This window comes from Pasteurellaceae bacterium RH1A (assembly GCA_012221805.1).
In the GTDB taxonomy this organism is placed as follows: domain Bacteria; phylum Pseudomonadota; class Gammaproteobacteria; order Enterobacterales; family Pasteurellaceae; genus RH1A.
Map to the genome: position 1 here is coordinate 314,972 of CP015195.1, position 19,779 is coordinate 334,750.

Annotated in this window: 14 protein-coding genes, 4 tRNA genes and 1 pseudogene; 16 read left to right on the forward strand and 3 right to left on the reverse strand. The window is 49.5% G+C overall.

Annotated features, from left to right (window positions below; all coding sequences use genetic code 11):
- Nucleotides 1–18 precede the first annotated feature (18 nt).
- The 7 genes from A4G20_01610 to A4G20_01640 all read left to right on the forward strand — a co-directional run bounded on the left by A4G20_01610 (nt 19) and on the right by A4G20_01640 (nt 6,104).
- Nucleotides 19–303, forward strand: a complete 285-nt coding sequence (locus tag A4G20_01610) for a reductase (protein QIW16826.1) — start codon at nt 19–21, stop codon at nt 301–303.
- Nucleotides 304–372: 69 nt separating this feature from the next.
- Complete coding sequence (locus A4G20_01615; protein QIW15137.1) at nt 373–2,856, forward strand: nitrate reductase catalytic subunit; 2,484 nt, start codon at nt 373–375, stop codon at nt 2,854–2,856.
- Between the two features lie 274 nt (nt 2,857–3,130).
- The gene (locus A4G20_01620; GenBank protein QIW15138.1) at nt 3,131–3,889 is read left to right on the forward strand and encodes a ferredoxin-type protein NapG; all 759 of its coding nucleotides are present in this window, start codon (nt 3,131–3,133) and stop codon (nt 3,887–3,889) included.
- A complete protein-coding gene (locus tag A4G20_01625) occupies nt 3,889–4,758 on the forward strand; it encodes a quinol dehydrogenase ferredoxin subunit NapH (protein ID QIW15139.1) in 870 nt (289 codons plus the stop codon). The genes A4G20_01620 and A4G20_01625 overlap by 1 nt, the downstream gene beginning before the upstream one ends.
- On the forward strand, nt 4,755–5,180 hold the full coding sequence (locus tag A4G20_01630; protein ID QIW15140.1) for a nitrate reductase: 426 nt from the start codon (nt 4,755–4,757) through the stop codon (nt 5,178–5,180). Before A4G20_01625 ends, A4G20_01630 begins: the two co-directional genes overlap by 4 nt.
- A 2-nt stretch (nt 5,181–5,182) precedes the next feature.
- On the forward strand, nt 5,183–5,797 hold the full coding sequence (locus A4G20_01635; GenBank protein QIW15141.1) for a cytochrome C: 615 nt from the start codon (nt 5,183–5,185) through the stop codon (nt 5,795–5,797).
- A gap of 118 nt (nt 5,798–5,915) precedes the next feature.
- Nucleotides 5,916–6,104, forward strand: coding sequence for a hypothetical protein (locus A4G20_01640; GenBank protein QIW15142.1), 189 nt, complete (start codon nt 5,916–5,918; stop codon nt 6,102–6,104).
- Nucleotides 6,105–6,110: 6 nt separating this feature from the next.
- On the opposite strand, the pseudogene A4G20_01645 reads toward A4G20_01640, so the two are convergent.
- Nucleotides 6,111–7,636 (reverse strand): annotated as a pseudogene (locus A4G20_01645) (ATP-dependent protease).
- A 169-nt stretch (nt 7,637–7,805) separates the two neighbouring features.
- Here A4G20_01645 and ubiF point away from each other — a divergent pair.
- A complete protein-coding gene (ubiF, locus tag A4G20_01650) occupies nt 7,806–8,969 on the forward strand; it encodes a 2-octaprenyl-3-methyl-6-methoxy-1,4-benzoquinol hydroxylase (protein ID QIW15143.1) in 1,164 nt (387 codons plus the stop codon).
- Here the strand turns inward: ubiF and A4G20_01655 are convergent.
- A complete protein-coding gene (locus A4G20_01655) occupies nt 8,964–9,200 on the reverse strand; it encodes a transcriptional regulator (protein ID QIW15144.1) in 237 nt (78 codons plus the stop codon). The genes ubiF and A4G20_01655 overlap by 6 nt on opposite strands.
- Nucleotides 9,201–9,305: 105 nt before the next feature.
- On the opposite strand from A4G20_01655, the gene A4G20_01660 reads away from it, so the two are divergent.
- Nucleotides 9,306–10,745, forward strand: a complete 1,440-nt coding sequence (locus tag A4G20_01660) for a hypothetical protein (protein ID QIW15145.1) — start codon at nt 9,306–9,308, stop codon at nt 10,743–10,745.
- Between the two features lie 62 nt (nt 10,746–10,807).
- Here the strand turns inward: A4G20_01660 and A4G20_01665 are convergent, their stop codons facing one another.
- The gene (locus A4G20_01665) at nt 10,808–11,746 is read right to left on the reverse strand and encodes a type I pantothenate kinase (GenBank protein QIW15146.1); all 939 of its coding nucleotides are present in this window, start codon (nt 11,744–11,746) and stop codon (nt 10,808–10,810) included.
- Nucleotides 11,747–11,963: 217 nt separating this feature from the next.
- Between A4G20_01665 and A4G20_01670 the strand changes: the two genes are divergently transcribed.
- From A4G20_01670 to A4G20_01700, 7 genes are all read left to right on the forward strand, one after another.
- A tRNA-Thr gene (locus A4G20_01670) sits at nt 11,964–12,039 on the forward strand.
- A gap of 31 nt (nt 12,040–12,070) precedes the next feature.
- Nucleotides 12,071–12,155 (forward strand) — tRNA-Tyr (locus tag A4G20_01675).
- Between the two features lie 36 nt (nt 12,156–12,191).
- Nucleotides 12,192–12,266: transfer RNA gene (locus tag A4G20_01680), tRNA-Gly, on the forward strand.
- 3 nt (nt 12,267–12,269) lie between these two features.
- Nucleotides 12,270–12,345: transfer RNA gene (locus tag A4G20_01685), tRNA-Thr, on the forward strand.
- Between the two features lie 102 nt (nt 12,346–12,447).
- Nucleotides 12,448–13,632, forward strand: coding sequence for a translation elongation factor Tu (locus A4G20_01690; protein QIW15147.1), 1,185 nt, complete (start codon nt 12,448–12,450; stop codon nt 13,630–13,632).
- A 235-nt stretch (nt 13,633–13,867) separates the two neighbouring features.
- Nucleotides 13,868–15,274: a cell division protein FtsQ gene (locus tag A4G20_01695; protein QIW15148.1), complete on the forward strand. Its 1,407-nt coding sequence runs from the start codon at nt 13,868–13,870 to the stop codon at nt 15,272–15,274.
- A 491-nt stretch (nt 15,275–15,765) separates the two neighbouring features.
- Nucleotides 15,766–19,659: a phosphoribosylformylglycinamidine synthase gene (locus A4G20_01700; GenBank protein ID QIW15149.1), complete on the forward strand. Its 3,894-nt coding sequence runs from the start codon at nt 15,766–15,768 to the stop codon at nt 19,657–19,659.
- Nucleotides 19,660–19,779: the final 120 nt, after the last annotated feature.

The window sequence follows — 19,779 nt, forward strand, 5'->3', positions numbered from 1 at the left end:
AAGAGTAGAACCAATAGCGTGAGAAACGTAACCGATAAATTAGAACACGATCAGGTCGATGGCAACTGGTATGTCTGTAGCCTTGTAGTGCAGGCCAAGCCTGAGAAGTTGGAGAGTGTGAAAGCGGCCATTACTAATTTGCCTTATGCCGAAATTCACGGTGAGAAGCCCGATGAGGGCAAGTTAGTGGTGGTCTTGGAGTCTGATTACCAGCCTGATTTGGTGGGTAAGATGGACGCCATTAAGGACATCAGCGGGGTGATTGTGGTTTCGCTGATTTATAGCCATCAGGATGAGCAATAAGTAATACGGTGGTGGGGATTTCCCTACCCTAGATTTAAGTTGATTTTTTATAAACGTGGGGAACACAAAATGGAACTCAATCGTCGAGATTTTATGAAAGCAAATGCAGCCGCAGCGGCTGCGGTTGCTGCAGGTATTGCCATACCTGTCAAAAATGTCTATGCCGATGACAACTCAATCAAGTGGGACAAGGCCCCGTGCCGTTTCTGTGGTACGGGCTGTAGCGTCTTGGTGGGGACAAAAGACGGCCGTGTGGTGGCATCGCAAGGCGACCCAGATGCAGAAGTAAACCGTGGTTTGAACTGTATCAAGGGCTACTTCCTGCCGAAAATTATGTACGGTAAAGACCGTTTAACCGCACCAATGTTGCGGATGAAGGACGGCAAATTCGACAAGAACGGCGAATTTACCCCAATTTCTTGGGATGATGCCTTCAAGATCATGGCAGAAAAATTCAAGGCGGCCTATAAAGAGCTTGGCCCAAATGGTGCTGGTATGTTTACCTCTGGCCAATCCACCATTTTAGAGGGCATTGCCAAGTCCAAACTCTTTAAGGCAGGTTTCCGCTCTAACAATATCGACCCGAACGCCCGTCACTGTATGGCGTCTGCGGCCGTGGCCTTTATGCGTACCTTTGGTATGGATGAGCCGATGGGCTGTTATGATGATATCGAACAAGCTGATGCCTTCGTCCTTTGGGGTTCCAACATGGCCGAAATGCACCCAATTCTTTGGTCACGTATTTCTGACCGCCGCTTGTCCAGCCCAGATGTCCGTGTGAACGTGCTTTCCACCTTTACCCACCGCTCTTTTGAGTTGGCGGATATGGGCGTGGTCTTTAAGCCGCAAGCTGACCTGGCTATTATGAACTACATCGCCAACTACATTATCCAAAATGGGGCGGTGAATGAAGACTTTATCAATAAGCACACCAAATTCAAACGTGGTGAAACCGACATTGGTTACGGCCTGCGTGAAAACCATCCGCTTGAGCAAGCGGCGAAAAACGTCAAAACGGCTGGCAAAATGCACGACAGTAGCTTTGAGGAATTCAAGCAATTAGTGTCTGAATATACCCTCGAAAAAGCCCACGAAATTTCAGGTGTGCCGACCGACCAGCTTGAAGCCTTGGCCAAACTCTATGCCGATCCAAACAAGAAGGTAGTTTCCTTCTGGACCATGGGCTTCAACCAACACGTCCGTGGCGTGTGGGCCAACCACCTTATCTATAACATCCACTTGCTGACAGGTAAAATTTCTATTCCTGGCTGTGGCCCATTCTCCTTGACTGGTCAGCCATCAGCTTGTGGTACAGCCCGTGAAGTGGGTACCTTCGCCCACCGCTTGCCTGCGGACTTGGTGGTCACCAACCCGAAACACGTTGAGACCGCTGAAAAACTCTGGAAGGTGCCAACAGGCGTTGTTCAAACCCAAGTGGGCTACCACGCCATTGCCCAAGACCGAGCCCTCAAAGACGGCAAAATGCGGGTGCTTTGGCAGATGTGTAACAACAATATGCAGGCCGGCCCAAATATCAATCAAGACCGCTTCCCAGGCTGGCGTGATGAGAAGAACTTTATCATCGTCTCCGACCCATACCCAACAGCTTCCGCCCTGGCTGCTGACTTGATTTTACCAACCGCTATGTGGGTGGAAAAAGAGGGGGCTTACGGTAATGCAGAACGCCGTACCCAGGCCTGGTATCAACAGGTTAAAGCCCCAGGTGAGGCCAAATCTGACCTCTGGCAGTTGGTGGAATTTTCCAAATACTTTACTACTGATGAAATGTGGCCAGCCGAAGTTTTGGCAGCCAACCCAGAATACAAGGGCAAAACCCTTTACGAGGCTCTCTACCTCAACGGCCAGGTCAATAAATACCAAGTGCCGACCGACAAACCAGGCTATATGAACGATGAAGCCGATCACTTTGGTTTCTACCTGCAAAAAGGCTTGTTTGAAGAGTATGCCGAATTTGGCCGTGGCCACGGTCACGACCTAGCCACCTACGAAACCTACCATAAGGCCCGTGGTTTACGCTGGCCAGTGGTGGACGGTAAGGAAACCCTCTGGCGTTACCGTGAAGGTTACGATCCATACGTCAAAGAGGGCGAAGGTGTGGCCTTCTATGGCTATCCAGACAAGCGTGCCATCATTCTGGCTGTACCTTACGAGCCACCTGCGGAAGCCCCAGATGAAGAGTACGATTTATGGCTCTCTACTGGCCGTGTGCTCGAACACTGGCATACAGGTTCAATGACCCGCCGTGTGCCGGAGCTCCATCGCTCCTTCCCCAACAACCTTGTTTGGATGCACCCATTAGATGCTAAAGATCGTGGCCTGCGTCACGGGGATAAGGTAAAAGTGATCTCTCGCCGTGGCGAAGTGATTTCCCACCTTGACACCCGTGGCCGTAACAAGGTGCCACAAGGCTTGATTTATACAACCTTCTTTGATGCAGGTCAGCTGGCCAACCGAGTAACGATTGACGCCACCGACCCAATCTCCAAAGAGACCGACTTTAAGAAATGTGCGGTTAAGGTTGTGAAGGCGTAATCACAAGAGTGGTTGATGGAGAATGATGAACGTCTGCTAAGCTCGATCTGATCCCCCTCTTTGTAAAAGAGGGGTTAGGGGAGATTTTAACGGACGTGTTAGCGAAGTGAGATAAACAAGCGGAGTAAAAAGAGCTATTTTTTGCAAAATAGATAACCAGCTTCGTTTTCACTGCTGAAAAATCTCCCCCCTGCCCCTCTTTTACAAAGAGGGGAGTTTTACCGAGGTTTTGCAAGATCTCCACCCAAACCAACCGCTTGTAAGATAAACAAATATGAAACTCGACCCAAACCGCCGCCAGTTCCTGAAAAACGCCACCCGCACCGCAGGTGGTGTCTGTGGCGTGGGGATTGTGTTGGCCCTGCAACAAAATCAAAGCCTGGCCAGAACTGGGGTGGCACTTCGCCCGCCAGGGGCCTTGCCTGATGATAAGGACTTCACCGCCGCCTGCACCCGTTGCGGTCAGTGCGTCCAGGCCTGTCCTTACGATATGTTGCACCTGGCTTCGCTCCTATCGCCCATGGAGGCTGGCACGCCCTACTTTATCGCCCGGGATAAGCCTTGCGAAATGTGTCCGGATATTCCTTGCCAAAAGGCCTGTCCGAGTGGGGCGCTTACACCAGAGCTCGCGGACATCAACGATGCTCGTATGGGCTTGGCGGTGTTGCTGGATCATGAAACCTGCCTCAATTGGCAGGGGCTGCGTTGCGATGTTTGCTATCGGGTCTGCCCGCTGATCGACAAGGCAATCACCTTGGAAATGCAACGCAACACCCGCACCGGCAAACACGCCCTCTTTATCCCAACCGTGCATTCTGATGCTTGCACTGGCTGCGGAAAATGCGAGGAAGCCTGCGTGCTGGAAGAGGCAGCCATTAAGGTTCTCCCGATGGAGTTAGCCAAGGGAATGTTAGGTAAGCACTATCGTCTGGGCTGGGAGGAAAAAGAGAAGGCGGGCCATTCGCTCTTGGATGAAACCAATCCAGAAGGCATTTTAACCCTGCCAACCCGACTGCCCGAGGGAGTGAAATAATGGCGAATTCACCCAAAAATGCGGGCTTAGAAGCCCGAGAAAAACTGGGCTGGTGGCGAGCTAACCGCTTCTTGGTGCTAAGGCGGTTGAGCCAGTTGAGCATTATTTTAATGTTCCTCAGTGGGCCATTTTGGAATGTGTGGATTTTAAAGGGCAATTACAGCCAAAGTCTCTTGTTAGACCTTGTGCCTTTGACCGATCCACTCATTACTGCCGAGAGCCTGGCCACGGGCTATTTGCCTAAATGGGAAACCTTGCTTGGAGCAGGGATTGTGGTGGCCTTTTATGGCCTCATCGCCAGCAAGCTCTTCTGTGCCTGGGTCTGCCCACTCAATATGGTAACTGACACCGCTGCCTGGCTCAGACGTAAATTAGGCATTCGCCAATCGGCCAAACTGCCCCGCAATTTACGCTACTTTATCCTGGCCATGATCTTGGTCGGCAGTGCGGTATCTGGCACCCTCTTGTGGGAGTGGATCAACCCGGTTGCTGCCCTTGGGCGAGTGTTCGTCTATGGCCTTGGGGCAACGCTTTGGTTGGTCTTGGCGGTTTTCTTATTTGATTTATTGATTGTGGAACACGGCTGGTGCGGCCATCTCTGCCCCATCGGTGCGACCTATGCCTTAATCGGGGCCAAGAGCCTGGTGCGGGTCAATGTAACGGACAGAAAAAAATGCGACCGCTGTATGGATTGCTATAACGTCTGCCCTGAACCGCAAGTGCTGCGAATCCCGCTCAACGGCAAGCCTGATGAAAGCCAAATTGTGCTATCCAAAGATTGTATTAGCTGCGGACGTTGTATTGATGTCTGTGCTGAAAATGTTTTTAATTTGACCACACGTTTTAACGTGCAACGGAGTGAACCATGAAAAAGTACCTCACCCTCTTATTAACGGCCTTGGCCGGCCTGGCCTTTGCCAACCCAACGGTTGAAAAAGTCCCTTCTACCATCGAAGAAGGGGTGGAATCTGTCGCCCCAGCCTTCCACAATATGCCAAAAGACACAGGCAAGATCGGCATTAGTTTTGTCAATCAGCCGCCGATGATCCCACACAGTGTAAAAGGCTACCAAGTGACCAAAAACACCAACCAATGCTTGAGCTGCCACGGGATTGAACACTACCAAACCACCGGCGCCCCTCGCATTAGCCCAACCCACTTCCAAGATCGGGACGGCAAGGTAATGGGCAACACTGCCCCTCGCCGCTACTTCTGCCTCCAATGCCACGTGCCGCAGGCAGATGTTGAGCCAATCATTGAGAACAAATTTAAATCCACCTTTGGAGGCTAAGAATGAAAGACAAGATTATTGGCCTTATCAAGGGCTTCTGGAAGTGGTTTAGAAGCCCCAGCAAGATTGCAGTCGGCACCCTGATTGTGGTTTCTGCCCTGGGTGGTATCTTCTCTTGGGTGGGCTTTAACTATGGTTTAGAACAAACCAACACCGAAGAGTTCTGTATCAGCTGCCACACCAACGACGTATGGCAGGAGTACATCCATACCGCCCACTACCAAAACCGCTCAGGCGTGAAGGCCACCTGCCCAGACTGCCACGTTCCCCACGAATTTGCCCCAAAAATGTGGCGGAAGATTGTGGCAGCCCGTGAAGTCTTTGCTTGGCACATGGGCTGGACGGAAACCATCGACAAGTTCAACGCCCGCCGCCTCCACATGGCCGAGCGTGAATGGGAGCGGATGAAGGCCAACGACTCGCAAGAGTGCCGCAACTGCCACAACTTCGAGAACATGGACTTCTCCCAACAGAAAAACGTGGCCCAGCAAATGCACACCATGGCCATCGAACAGGGCAAAACCTGTATCGACTGCCACAAGGGTATCGCCCACGATCTGCCTGATATGAGCGGTGTCAAATCAGGTTTCAAACCTGAAGAGAAACCTGCTAAATAAAACAAGCGGGTTAAAATTCACAAAAACTTGCAAATCCCCGTCCGAGAGGTTGGGGATTTTTTTAGGGCTTGAAAAATACGACACAAACAGCCACACTAGCCCCGTATAAGGAGCTTACATGAAAAAGAATATCCTCGACCTTATCATCACCCTAGGCAGCTTTTTTCTTATCACCCAGGGCTTTGACTGGTTTGATAAAAATTTCCCCTTTAGCATTCCTAAGCCCTGGTTTTATTTTGGCTTGTTTGTCTTGCTGGTGGTCTATTTGATGCTGACCCGACATGGCCGTAGGAAGAAGCAAGATTAATTACATCTACCCCGCCAACCGCTGCAAGAGCCTGTCCATGGCTCGATAGCCCAAGGCTTCGGCTAAATGAGCCTGTTGAATATCCCTTTCTCCTGCTAGGTCTGCAATGGTGCGGGAAACCTTGAGAATACGGTGGTAGGCTCGAACCGATAGCCCCAGCTTGGTCAAGGCATTTTCCAAGAAGAGGGCTTCCCTGTTGCCAATGGCACAATCCCGTTCAATTTCCTTGGTGGTCAGTTGGGCATTGATCTTGCCTGCCCGAGCCAGTTGAATTTCTCTCGCCTTAAGAACCCTCTCCTTGACCTGAGCCGTAGTTTCGCCTCGGTTGTCCGTATTATTTTGCAAGGCCCCTTGGGCAGAAGAGGTACTTCAATGGACAGATCAAAGCGGTCTAAAAAAGGCCCTGACAAACGGTTGAGGTAACGCATGACCTGCTGGGGCGAGGCTCGATTATGGGTGCCCTGATAATGGCCGGTCGGGCTGGGGTTCATGGCGGCAATCAGCTGAAAGCGGGCAGGGAATTGCACCTTGGCATTGGCCCGGGAAATGATGATTTCGCCCGACTCCAGGGGCTGGCGTAGGGCATCCAGTACCTTGCGTTCAAACTCAGGCAACTCATCTAAGAAAAGAATGCCGTTATGGGCCAGGGAGATTTCACCCGGTTTGGGGATGGTTCCTCCGCCCACCAGGGCCACCATAGAAGCCGAGTGATGGGGGGAACGGTAGGGCCTTTGCTTCCAGTTGTGGAAATTAAGTTCGTTCTGCACCAGGCTGGCCACGGCAGCAGTTTCAATAGCCTCATCATCGCTCATTTCAGGCAGGAGATCGGCCAGGCGGCTGGCCAACATGGTCTTGCCCGTGCCGGGTGGGCCTAAAAAGAGCAGGTTATGCTGGCCGGCAGCGGCAATCATCAGGGCTCGCTTGGCGTGCTCCTGGCCGATAATATCAGTCAAGTCCCGGCTGATAAGCGGGGTATTTTGGGCATTTTTTTGCGGAAGTTGCTGGGCGATGGGCAGGCTGTCCCGATTATTGAGGAAATTGACCACCTGCAAGAGGGAGGCGGCACAGAAGGTCTGGGTATTGGAAACCAAGCTGGCCTCGTTGCTGTTGGAGCGGGGCAGGATCAGCTCCCGCTTGGCGGCTTTTGCTGCCAGGGCAGCTGGAATGGCTCCGTGCACTCCTCGCAAAAAGCCAGTCAGGGCCAGTTCGCCCAAAAATTCAAACTGTCGTAGCTTGTCGCTGTCGATTTGGCCGGAGGCTGCCAAAATCCCAATAGCGATGGGCAGGTCAAAGCGGCCACCCTCTTTGGGCAGATCGGCCGGAGCCAGATTGACGGTAATCCGCCTGGCTGGGTATTCAAAATTAGCATTGAGCAGGGCACTGCGGACCCGATCTCGGGCCTCCTTGACCGTGGTTTCAGGCAGGCCGACCAGGGTCAGGCCGGGGTTGCCGTTACTCATATGCACTTCAATGGTGACCAAGGGGGCTTCTACCCCGATAGAGGCTCGGCTATAGACAATGGCAAGAGACATGGCTTTTCCTTTTGCAAAAATTTTGGCTTTTTTACCCGCTTGCCCCGCTCAAGAAAAGGGGCAATCTTTATTTTTTCGATCCAGATCGAAAAATTGAAAAAATCTGCGTGCCAAAAAGGCCCATTGGGCATAAACTTAAGCATTTTCAGTTTTGAAACAAGAGGGAAATATGCAGCAAGATGTGATTGTCGTCGGTGGTGGCATGGTGGGAGCGGCCACGGCCTTGGGCCTGGCCAATTTGGGGCTAAAAGTGGCACTTTTGGAGAAACACCCCCTGCCGACCTTTGAGCCTGGCCAGCCCTATGATTTACGCATTTCTGCCATTAGCGTTACCTCAGTCAAACTGTTGGAAAAACTTGGTGCCTGGCAGGCCATTGAAGCCATGCGGGCCAGCCCCTATGATGGCCTGGAAACCTGGGAGATAGAGGGCTTTGATACGGCCTTTAAGGCGGAGGAAATCGGCCTAGACAAGCTGGGCTTTATGGTGGAAAACAAGCTGATACAAATTGCCCTCTGGCAGGCCTTGGCGGATTTTTCCAACTGCCAGCAAGCGGTCGGTTTTTCCCAACTTTCTGCAAGTTTCCATGATGGGCTTTGGCAGGTTAGGGCGGATGATCAGATCTTCTCCGCCCCGCTGGTCTTGGCCTGTGATGGGGCTAATTCTCAAGTCCGCCAATGGGCTGGGATTGGTTTAACCTCTTGGAACTATCGCCAGCACTGCTTGCTGGCCGTGGTCGATACTGAAGCCGCCCAACAGTCTGTTACCTGGCAGCAGTTCTACCCTTCAGGCCCTCGGGCTTTTTTACCGCTTCTCGGCAATCAGGCCTGCCTGGTCTGGTACGACAGCCCAGAACGGATCAACCAACTCAAACAGCTTACGCCTGAGGCCTTAACAGAGCAAATCCACAGCCATTTCCCGCCTCGTTTGGGGCGAATTAAGGTGCAAAAAGCAGGGGCCTTCCCCCTTACCCGCCAGCACGCCCAGCACTATTTTAAGAATGGCATTGTGCTTTTGGGCGATGCGGCTCACACCATCAATCCTCTGGCCGGCCAAGGGGTAAATCTAGGCTTTAAGGATGTGGCTGCCCTGCTGGAGATCTTTGAAAAGGCCCTCAATAAGGGTGAGGACTTGCACAGCCCTGAGGTCTTAAAACGCTATGAAAAACAACGCCGAGCGGATAATTTGCTCATGCAAACCGGCATGGATGTCTTTTACAAGGCCTTTAAAACTGATTTACTGCCAGTCAAAATCGCCCGTAATTTGGGGCTGATTGTGGCCGAAAGGGTCAAGCCCTTGAAGAAATGGGCTTTGAAGTACGCCATTGGCCTATGATGTTTCGGCCAGTTGAGCTTCCACGGCTTTAAGCATATCTGAGACTGAGCAATTCAGCCCTCGTGCCAGCTTAAATAAGGTGGTAAGCGAGGGTTGCTGCTGGCCTAGTTCTAATTTACTGATGTAAATTCGTTGCAAATCGGCCTCAAACCCTAATTCTTCTTGGGTGAGATTGGCTTGCTTGCGTAAGGCTCTTAGGGTTTTGCCAAAGGCGATAAGGGTTTGTTCCACGGGGTTTCTCCTACAGTTGTAGGAATTTCAACAGCGTGTTATATTTCAGTCTTCATATAGGTGTATGAATTTAATCTTTTACCCTCAATCTTTTAGGAGAAAAACATGAAAATCCAAAATCTTGCAACCCTTTTATTGCTAAGTTTTGGCTTGGCAGCTTGTGGCAGTTCTGGCAATTCAAATGGCGATGAGGTTAATCGCTTAAAACAAGAACTGTCGGAAACAGGCAAAAAATTAGAAGAGGAAACGGCTAAAATGGCCCAAGAAACTAAAGAAAAAGAAGAGGCACTCAAGCAGCTTGCCAATAAAGAGGCGGAGCTTAAACAGTCACAAGATCAGGCCAAGCAAACTTCCGACCAACTCAAACAGGAGCAGGCAAGATTGGCTGCGGAAATTGCAGAAAAACGCCAGGCTTTGGATCAATTAACGGCCAAGCAGAAGGTATTAGATCAAACCAAAAACGATCTGAAAGCAGCAGAGGAAAAGTTACGCCAAGTTGAATTAATGAGCCAAGGTGAAAGCCTTGCCAAACAAAAGGCCTTGAAGGATTTAGATAATGCCAAAGAAGCTGTGAAATTAGCGGAAGAAAAGTTGAAATTAGAGGCAGAAAAACTCAAGCTTAGTCAAGATCAGGTAACCAATTTGACAAGAGCGAAAGCTGAGGTTGAGGCTGATTTAGCCAACAAGGAGCAAGAGCTAAAATACCTTAATAGCAAATTGCAAGTTTTAGAAAAGGAAAAGCAGGCTCAATTACTTGAGGCAGAAAAACTGGCGGTAGAAAAGCAAAGAGTGGCGGAGGAAAATGCTCGGTATATTGAGGAAGAGAAGGCCTGGTTTAAATCTCAAATGGGTAGTGAAGAGATGGATAAGTGGCGTAATTACGGTAATAAATTTAATGTAGAAACACGGAATTTTTCTTATATAGAGGTGGATGGTAAAAAAATGGATGTTGATCGTAATTTACCATTTGAGAGAAAGGCTGGTTCTAGAATATATTTTGGGCAAGATCGTGGGTATGTACAGAACTATTCGGCTGTATTGGGCCGTGTACGTGATGCTCGAGTAAGTAAAGATGGGGAAACCACCTCTTCTCGTTTTACGATTGATAGTGTAATTGGAGATTTGACTTCAAGTGATGTGGTTGCCCAAACCAAAGGAACGGCAAACTATCAAGGTATTGCATTTGGTGCTTATGGGGTAGGTAACTTTGCCTATACGGTTGATTTTGATAATAAATCAGGATCAGGCAGCATTAAAAATTTGGTTGATGTGGCTGATGTTTCAGATGTGGTACTGCATGAAGGTAAGATTGACGGCAATATTATTCAATCAAGCGTAGTAACTGAAAATCCTTTCTATAAGGCGGAGGGAGCATATGGCCCTGTTTCAGGCACTTATACCCTAGGCCTCTATGGCCCGAATGCTGAGGAAGTCGCAGGTCGAGTAGTTTTTGATAATGTGCCAAATTCCATGCGCCGTGCAAACCTTAAAACCCCAGAGGGTGGAAATACGGCTCATATTGGTTTTGCTGGCACAAAACAATAAGATGTTTGACGACAAGCGGGTCAAATCTGCAAAAAACTTGCAAATCTGGCCCGCTTGTTGCCTTATTTACGTAGCTTAACGGTTTCGATTTCGTGGTTTTCACCCTTGACCAAGATGAGGTTGGCCCGTTCTCGGCTGGGTAGGATATTTTGGCGTAAATTCAAGCCGTTGATTTCATCCCAGATGGTGGAGGCGGTGGTAATGGCTTCCGCTTCCGTGAGTTTGGAATAGTGGTGGAAGTAGGCGTTGGGGTCGGAGAAGGCGCTGCGGCGGAACTTGAGGAAGCGGTGAATGTACCACTTTTTCAAGAGGGCTTCGTCAGCATCAACATAGACAGAAAAGTCCACAAAATCAGATACAAAAACATTATGCGGGCTGGAAGGGTAGTTCATTCCACTTTGTAGGACGTTGAGGCCTTCTAAAATCACGATGTCGGGCTGATCGACTGTGTTGAATTTATCGGGAATGATGTCGTAGGTCAGGTGCGAATAAATCGGGGCCTGAACCTTGCGTTTGCCAGATTTGAGATCGGAAACAAATTCCACCAAGCGGTGGATGTCGTAGGACTCGGGAAAGCCCTTTTTCTTGAGCAGGTTTTTCTCGGTCAGGGTTTTGAGTGGGTATAAAAAACCGTCAGTGGTGATTAAATCCACTTTTCTATCATGTGGATAGTGGGAAAGCAGGGCCTGCAAAATACGGGCCGAGGTGCTTTTGCCCACCGAAACGCTGCCGGCAATGCTGATAATATAGGGCACTTTTGGCGGTTCAACCCCTAAAAAGCGGTGCAAAACCGCTTGGCGTTGCAGGTTTTCATCTATGTAGTAGTTGATTAAACGGGCCAGGGGCAGGTAAATAGTGCGGACTTCTTCTAAGGAGAGGTCTTCGTTAAAGCCTTGTAGGGGTTTGAGATCTTGTTCGGTCAGTTTGAGGGGAACAGATTTTCGCAATTCCGCCCATTGTTGGCGGTTAAAGGTTAAAAAAGGACTGATTTTGTGGCTCATGGCCCGTTCTCAATAATGGTTTGGCAGAAATGGATAAGTTAAATATTACAATATAATGGCAGGAAAGGGGCATAAATTCAGGTGATTTTGTTAAAAAAACGGCCGTTTTGCATAATTTAAAAGCAAAAGAAGTGATTTTTTTAGAATTTTTGAAAAAAGTGCTTGCACGAATTCCAGAAATCCCTAAAATACGCACCACTTGCTTACGACATGTAACGCCGACTTAGCTCAGTAGGTAGAGCAACTGACTTGTAATCAGTAGGTCACCAGTTCGATTCCGGTAGTCGGCACCAGCTTGAGTGTAACAAGTATCAAAAATCGTGTGGAGGGATTCCCGAGCGGCCAAAGGGGGCAGACTGTAAATCTGTTGGCTCAGCCTTCGAAGGTTCGAATCCTTCTCCCTCCACCATTCCTTTATGCTAATGGGACAGATGAATTTAGAACGGCGGGCATCGTATAATGGCTATTACCTTAGCCTTCCAAGCTAATGACGCGGGTTCGATTCCCGCTGCCCGCTCCAAGCGCTGATATAGCTCAGTTGGTAGAGCGCACCCTTGGTAAGGGTGAGGTCGGCGGTTCAAATCCGCCTATCAGCACCACTCTCTTTATTCTCTTAAACATTTCATAAAACAGTCAGATTCTTTTGGTTAATGTGGTAACGTAAACCATCGTAACCGTGTTTGTTTAGAGGGACTTTCTCAATGTCTAAAGAAAAATTTGAACGTACAAAACCGCACGTAAACGTGGGTACAATCGGCCACGTTGACCACGGTAAAACAACCTTAACAGCCGCAATCACTACCGTATTATCAAAACACTTCGGTGGTGCAGCGCGTGCATTCGACCAAATCGACAACGCGCCAGAAGAAAAAGCGCGTGGTATCACCATCAACACTTCACACGTTGAGTACGATACAGAAACTCGTCACTATGCCCACGTTGACTGCCCAGGACACGCGGACTACGTTAAAAATATGATTACGGGTGCGGCCCAAATGGACGGTGCTATCTTAGTAGTAGCAGCAACAGACGGCCCAATGCCACAAACTCGTGAGCACATCCTTCTTGGCCGCCAAGTAGGTGTTCCATACATCATCGTATTCTTAAACAAATGCGACATGGTGGATGATGAAGAGTTATTAGAATTAGTTGAAATGGAAGTTCGTGAACTTCTTTCTCAATACGACTTCCCAGGCGATGACACACCAATCGTACGTGGTTCTGCCTTACAAGCCCTTAACGGCGTTGCAGAGTGGGAAGAAAAAATCTTAGAACTTGCTAACCACTTAGATACTTACATCCCAGAGCCAGAGCGTGCAATCGACAAGCCGTTCCTTCTTCCAATCGAAGACGTATTCTCAATCTCAGGTCGTGGTACAGTAGTAACAGGCCGTGTTGAGCGTGGTATCATCAAGTCTGGTGAAGAAGTTGAAATCGTAGGTATCAAAGAAACCACCAAAACAACCGTAACTGGTGTTGAAATGTTCCGTAAATTGCTAGACGAAGGTCGTGCAGGTGAGAACGTTGGTGCGCTACTTCGTGGTACAAAACGTGAAGAAATCGAACGTGGTCAAGTACTTGCTAAACCAGGTACAATCACGCCACACACAGACTTCGAATCAGAAGTTTACGTACTATCAAAAGAAGAAGGTGGTCGTCACACTCCATTCTTCAAAGGCTACCGTCCACAGTTCTACTTCCGTACAACTGACGTAACGGGTACAATCGAATTACCAGAAGGCGTAGAAATGGTAATGCCAGGTGATAACATCAAGATGACTGTAAGCCTCATTCACCCAATCGCTATGGACGAAGGTCTTCGTTTCGCGATTCGTGAAGGTGGTCGTACAGTAGGTGCTGGTGTTGTTGCGAAAATCATCAAGTAATTGATGGTCTAAGAGACAAACCAAAAGAAGGCAGAGAGAAATCTCTGCCTTTTTGTTTTTGGGGACAAGCGGGTTGAAAGCTGAAGAAATTTGCAAGAACCTATTCTGTAAATACAAGCAGTCCTCTTTCCCTAAAAACTTGCAAAAAAAACTAAAAATTCCCCCGCTTGTATAACATTCCCGCCTGATATTTGTTAGACTTTCTTCCCTCTAGCACTTTCAAAGAAGATAAGATATGACCCTTTCCCGCCGCCAATTTTTGCAAAAAACTGCCCTTGCTGCAGGGCTGATCGGCCTGCCTGCTCCGCTTTTGGCTCAAGATAGGCCTGCTTTAAAAATTCCGCCTCTGATTGAGGTTGGCCGTGGCCGGCCGGTGAGGCTGGACTTCCGCCCTGCTCAAACCCAGTTTAATCAGGGTAAGTTGGCCGATGTTTGGGGGGTGAACGGCCAATATCTGGGGCCTACGGTGCGGGTGCGTTCAGGCAACTTTATTAAGCTGACCTACAACAACAGCCTGCCCCAGGCCTTGTCTGTCAATATTCAGGGGCTTTTAACCCCAACTGAGATGCTGGGTTCCAAACAGCGTAAGATTGAGCCTAAGGCTAGCTGGTCGCCCATTGTTAATATCAACCAGCCGGCGGCTACAGCCTGGTACCATGCCAGCACCCTCTTTAATTCCGCCTTTCAGACCTACCGTGGCCTTGCAGGCCTGTGGATGATTGAAGATGAGAACAGCCGCAAGCTCAAGCTGCCCAATCAATACGGGGTCAATGACATTCCGCTGATTTTGCAGGATCAGCTTATTAACACTCAGGGTGTGCAGGTGCTGGATAACCAGGCACCGCAGTTTTTGGGCAACCGCCTCTTTGTGAATGGGCAGGAGTCGCCGCATTTGGTGGTCTCCCGTGGCTGGGTGCGGCTGCGTATCGTCAATGCTTCCCTTTCTCGGGCCTATGATTTGGCCTTGGACAATGGCCAGCCTCTTTACCTGATTGCAACTGGCATGGGCATGTTGGCCGAGCCGCTGGCCCAGGAGCGGATTTGGCTGGCCCCATCCGAGCGGGTAGAGGTTTTGGCCAATCTTAACGAGGGCGGCCAGGTGTCTCTGATTACCGGCCAAAAGCGGGGGATCTTGGACAAGGTCAGCCAGCTTTTTGCCGATAATGACTACCTCAAAGATAATGTGATTTTAGAGCTGCGGCCTGAGGGCTTGGTGTCGGTCTTCACCGATCTGCCCCAGCTTACGCCAATCAATCTAGATGACTTTAAGCTCAAAATTGACCAAGAACGCAAGTTCAACCTCCGCCCGCTGGATCGTACCATCAACCAACAACGCTTCGACCCTAAACGGATCGATTTTACCGTCAAGCAGGGCAGTGTGGAACGCTGGTATTTAAGCTCGGTCGATCCTATTGGCTTTAATATCCAGGGCGCCAAGTTTATTGTGGAAACACGCTCTGGCAAGCAGGAGTCCATTAAAAAACTGGCCTGGCAGGACACGGTCTGGCTCAACCCTAATGAATTGGTGACCATTTTGGTCAAGTTCGATCACAAGGCCAGTCAGGATCTGCCTTTTAGCTATGGGGTGACGGATCTGATGTTAGCCGATAAGGGAGCCATGGGCCAGTTTACTTGCGAATAAAGGGAAAATCCACACCGCTTGTGGATAAGTTGTGAGAATAATGGGTGAAAGCCTAGGATAGTTAAGCTAAGACATTGATTTTAAATAGCTTACTGACATGTTTCTGTTTGCCCTTTTTGAGATGAAAGTCCCTATTTTTTGCTTATAAGATAGGCAAAAAAGCAAGCAAATTTGCTTTCCATCCAGGCCTGGGGATTTATCCGAACCAACTGTGGATAATCTTGTGATAGATCTGATTAAAGTCCGTGAATTATTTTGAATAAGGATCGAGATCCTTAAAATAGATCATATAAAACAAAGAGTTATAGCGCTGTGAATAAGCGGTTTTAGAAGGGGAAAATATTGGTTATTTTTTAATCTATATTGCTTTTGCTATAACCCCCCCTCGCAAGCGGGGGAGGAAATTTTTCCTCACGCAAACGTTTTCGTTTTTCCTCAATTTCCGCTATAATCCCCGCCAAATTTCCCTATTTTCTTTTTAGGATCACCCAATGACAGTACATGTTTTCCCAGGTTCGCCTGCCCTTTCCTCCTTCCGTATCAACCAACTTCTACAAAAATTCCAAGCCAACCAGCTCCCAGTCCAATCCGTCTATGCCCAATATGTGCATTTTGTGGAGCTAAACGCACCGCTTGCAACTGATGAAGAAACCAAACTCAAAGAACTCCTCCACTACGGCCCAACCCTGGCCGAACACGAGGCCAAGGGCGAAACCTTTATCGTCATTCCTCGTTTAGGCACGATTTCTTCTTGGTCATCCAAGGCAACAGACATTGCCCATAACTGTGGCCTCAACCAAGTGGCACGGATTGAACGTGGTTTGGCTTATTACTTTGAATTTGAGCGTGCTTTAGATGAAAAAGAGACCGAAAAACTGACCGCTCTTTTACACGACCGTATGATGGAAACCGTGATTCGCAGTGAAGATGAAGCTCAAGCCCTCTTCCGCCATCAAGAGCCAAAACCATTCACCACGGTGGATATTTTGGGCGGTGGCAGAAAAGCCTTGGAAGACGCCAACGTTAATTTGGGCTTGGCCTTAGCAGAAGATGAAATTGATTATTTGGTGGAAAACTTTACTGCCCTTGGGCGTAATCCGAACGACATTGAGCTTTATATGTTCGCCCAAGCCAACTCGGAACACTGCCGCCACAAGATCTTCAATGCGGACTGGGTGATTGACGGCGAGAAACAGGAAAAATCTTTGTTCAAAATGATCAAAAACACCTTTGAGCAAACCCCTGACTATGTGCTGTCTGCCTATAAGGACAACGCGGCGGTAATGGAAGGCTCCAAAGTCGGCCGTTTCTTTGCCGATCAGGACGGTCAATACCGCTACCACCAAGAAGACGCGCATATTTTAATGAAGGTGGAAACCCATAACCACCCAACCGCCATTTCCCCTTTCCCAGGCGCATCAACGGGTTCAGGCGGTGAAATCCGTGACGAAGGGGCGACAGGCCGTGGGGCCAAGCCAAAGGCTGGCTTGGTCGGTTTCTCTGTGTCTAACTTGCTGGTGCCAAACTTTGAACAGCCTTGGGAAAATCCGCTTTCAAAACCAAACCGCATTGCATCTGCCCTAGACATTATGATCGAAGCCCCACTGGGCGGTGCTGCCTTTAATAATGAATTTGGCCGCCCGGCACTCTTGGGCTATTTCCGTACCTATGAAGAAAAAGTAAATAGCTTTAACGGAGAAGAAGTGCGTGGCTACCATAAACCGATTATGTTGGCTGGCGGTATCGGCAACATTCGGGCTGAACATGTGCAAAAGGGCGAAATCCCTGTTGGAGCCAAGTTAATCGTGCTCGGTGGCCCGGCGATGAATATCGGTTTGGGCGGCGGTGCGGCATCGTCAATGGACAGCGGTAAGTCCAAGGAAGATTTGGATTTTGCGTCTGTTCAGCGTGAAAACCCAGAAATGGAGCGTCGCTGTCAAGAAGTCATCGACCGCTGCTGGCAGTTGGGTGACGACAACCCGATTCTCTTTATTCACGATGTCGGCGCTGGTGGCCTATCCAACGCGATGCCTGAATTGGTGCACGACGGCGACCGTGGCGGTAAGTTCGACCTGCGTTCTATTCTTTGTGATGAGAAGGGAATGTCACCGCTGGAAATCTGGTGTAACGAATCGCAAGAGCGTTATGTGCTGGCGGTTGCCCCTGAAAAATTGGAGCTTTTCACCGCCCTTTGTCAGCGTGAACGTGCCCCATTTGCGGTAATTGGTGAAGCGACTGCAGAGAAACATCTCACCCTGCACGACAGCCATTTCGACAATAATCCGATTGATTTGCCGATGAATGTGCTACTGGGCAAAACCCCGAAAATGACCCGTAACGTGGTGCAAAAAAGCGTGCAAAATCCACCGCTTGTACAAGATGATATTCAACTTAAAGAAGCCCTACACCGTGTGCTCCGCTTACCAGTCGTAGCCGAAAAAACCTTCCTGATTACCATTGGCGACCGTTCGGTAACGGGAATGGTAGCCCGTGATCAGATGGTCGGCCCGTGGCAGATCCCTGTATCAGACGTAGCCGTCACCACCGCTTCACTCGACAGCTACCACGGCGAAGCAATGGCAATGGGCGAACGTGCCCCAGTGGCTCTCCTAGACTTCGGTGCGTCCGCACGCCTTGCCGTTGCCGAAGCTATTACCAATATTGCCGCCACCAATATCGGCGACATCAAACGGATTAAACTCTCTGCCAACTGGATGTCGGCGGCAGGCCACGGCGGTGAAGATGCCGGCTTGTATGAAGCCGTCAAAGCCGTGGGTGAAGAACTCTGCCCGGCACTAGGCTTAACTATTCCAGTGGGCAAGGACTCAATGTCGATGAAAACCACTTGGCAGGAAAACGGCGAACAAAAAGCCGTGACCGCCCCGCTTTCCTTGGTAATTTCCGCCTTTGCTCGCGTGGAAGATGTTCGCAAAACCGTCACCCCACAACTTCGCACCGACAAGGGCCAATCTCGCCTATTGTTGATTGATTTAGGTGAAGGCAAAAATCGCTTAGGGGCGACCGCACTTGCTCAGGTTTACAAGCAACTGGGCGACCAGCCTGCCGATGTGGTGAACGTACAAGCCCTGAAAGACTTCTATAATGCAATGCAAGCACTCGTAGCCGATAACAAACTGCTTGCCTACCACGACCGCTCAGATGGTGGTTTAATCGCCACCTTGGCAGAAATGGCCTTTGCTGGCAACTGTGGTGTGGATGTGGATATTTCCGCTCTCGGCGACAAGGACTTGGCTGTACTCTTTAACGAAGAATTGGGTGCGGTGATTCAAGTTGCCGACAGCGAGCTTAACGCCGTGCGTGATGTACTCAAAGCCCACAACCTTCTCCATTTAACCAAAGAGCTAGGAGCAGTAACGGCAGACGACCGCTTTGAAATCAGCCGTGGCAGCCGCAAGCTACTCAGCGAAAAACGCTCTGAACTGCGTGGTATTTGGGCGGAACTGACCCACCAAATGCAACGCCTGCGTGACAACCCAGAATGTGCCGATCAAGAGTTCGCCACCAAAAAAGACAAGGAAAACAAGGGCTTATCTGCCTTCCTAACCTACGATGTAAATGAAGACATCACCGCCCCTTACATCAACAAGGGCGTGAAACCGAAAGTCGCCGTCCTGCGTGAACAAGGGGTAAACAGCCACGTGGAAATGGCCGCCGCCTTCGACCGTGCCGGCTTTGCTGCGGTGGACGTGCATATGAGCGACCTAATGGCAGGCCGTTACAATCTCAAGGACTTTAATGCGCTTGCTGCCTGTGGCGGTTTCTCCTACGGAGATGTGCTAGGAGCTGCGGGCGGCTGGGCCAAATCGGTTTTGTTTAACCCAGAATTGCGTAATCAATTCAGCCAATTCTTTGCCAACCCGAATACACTGGCACTTGGCGTGTGTAACGGCTGCCAATTTATCTCCAACCTTGCCGAGATTGTCCCAGGTACAGAAAACTGGCCACGCTTTGTGCGTAACAAGTCTGAACGCTTTGAGGCTCGTGCGGCCATGGTCAAAATCAAGGACACCAACTCCCTCTGGTTCCAAGGTATGGCAGGCTCCCATATGCCAATCGCTGTTTCCCACGGCGAAGGCCAGGTGGAATTTAAATCCGCCGATCAACTGGCTGGCTTAAAAGCCCAAAACTTAATTGTGGGGCAGTACATCGACAGTCACTTAAATGTGACTGAGCAATATCCAGCTAACCCAAATGGATCGGTGGATGGGATTACCATTATCACCAACCTAGACGGACGGATTACAGCCATGATGCCGCACCCTGAACGGGTCTTTCGTGCGGTGAGCAACTCTTGGTATCCTGAGGATTGGCAGGAAGATGGGGCTTGGGTGAGGATCTTTAGGAATGCGAGGGTGAATTTTTAGTTTTGTGAGGTAGATCACAGACAGGAATGATTAAAAGGCGGACAATAGGCGAGGGTTTATTGTTCGTTTTTTATGAGCAATTCTGGTAAATTAAACAACTTTTTATATGAATGTCTATAA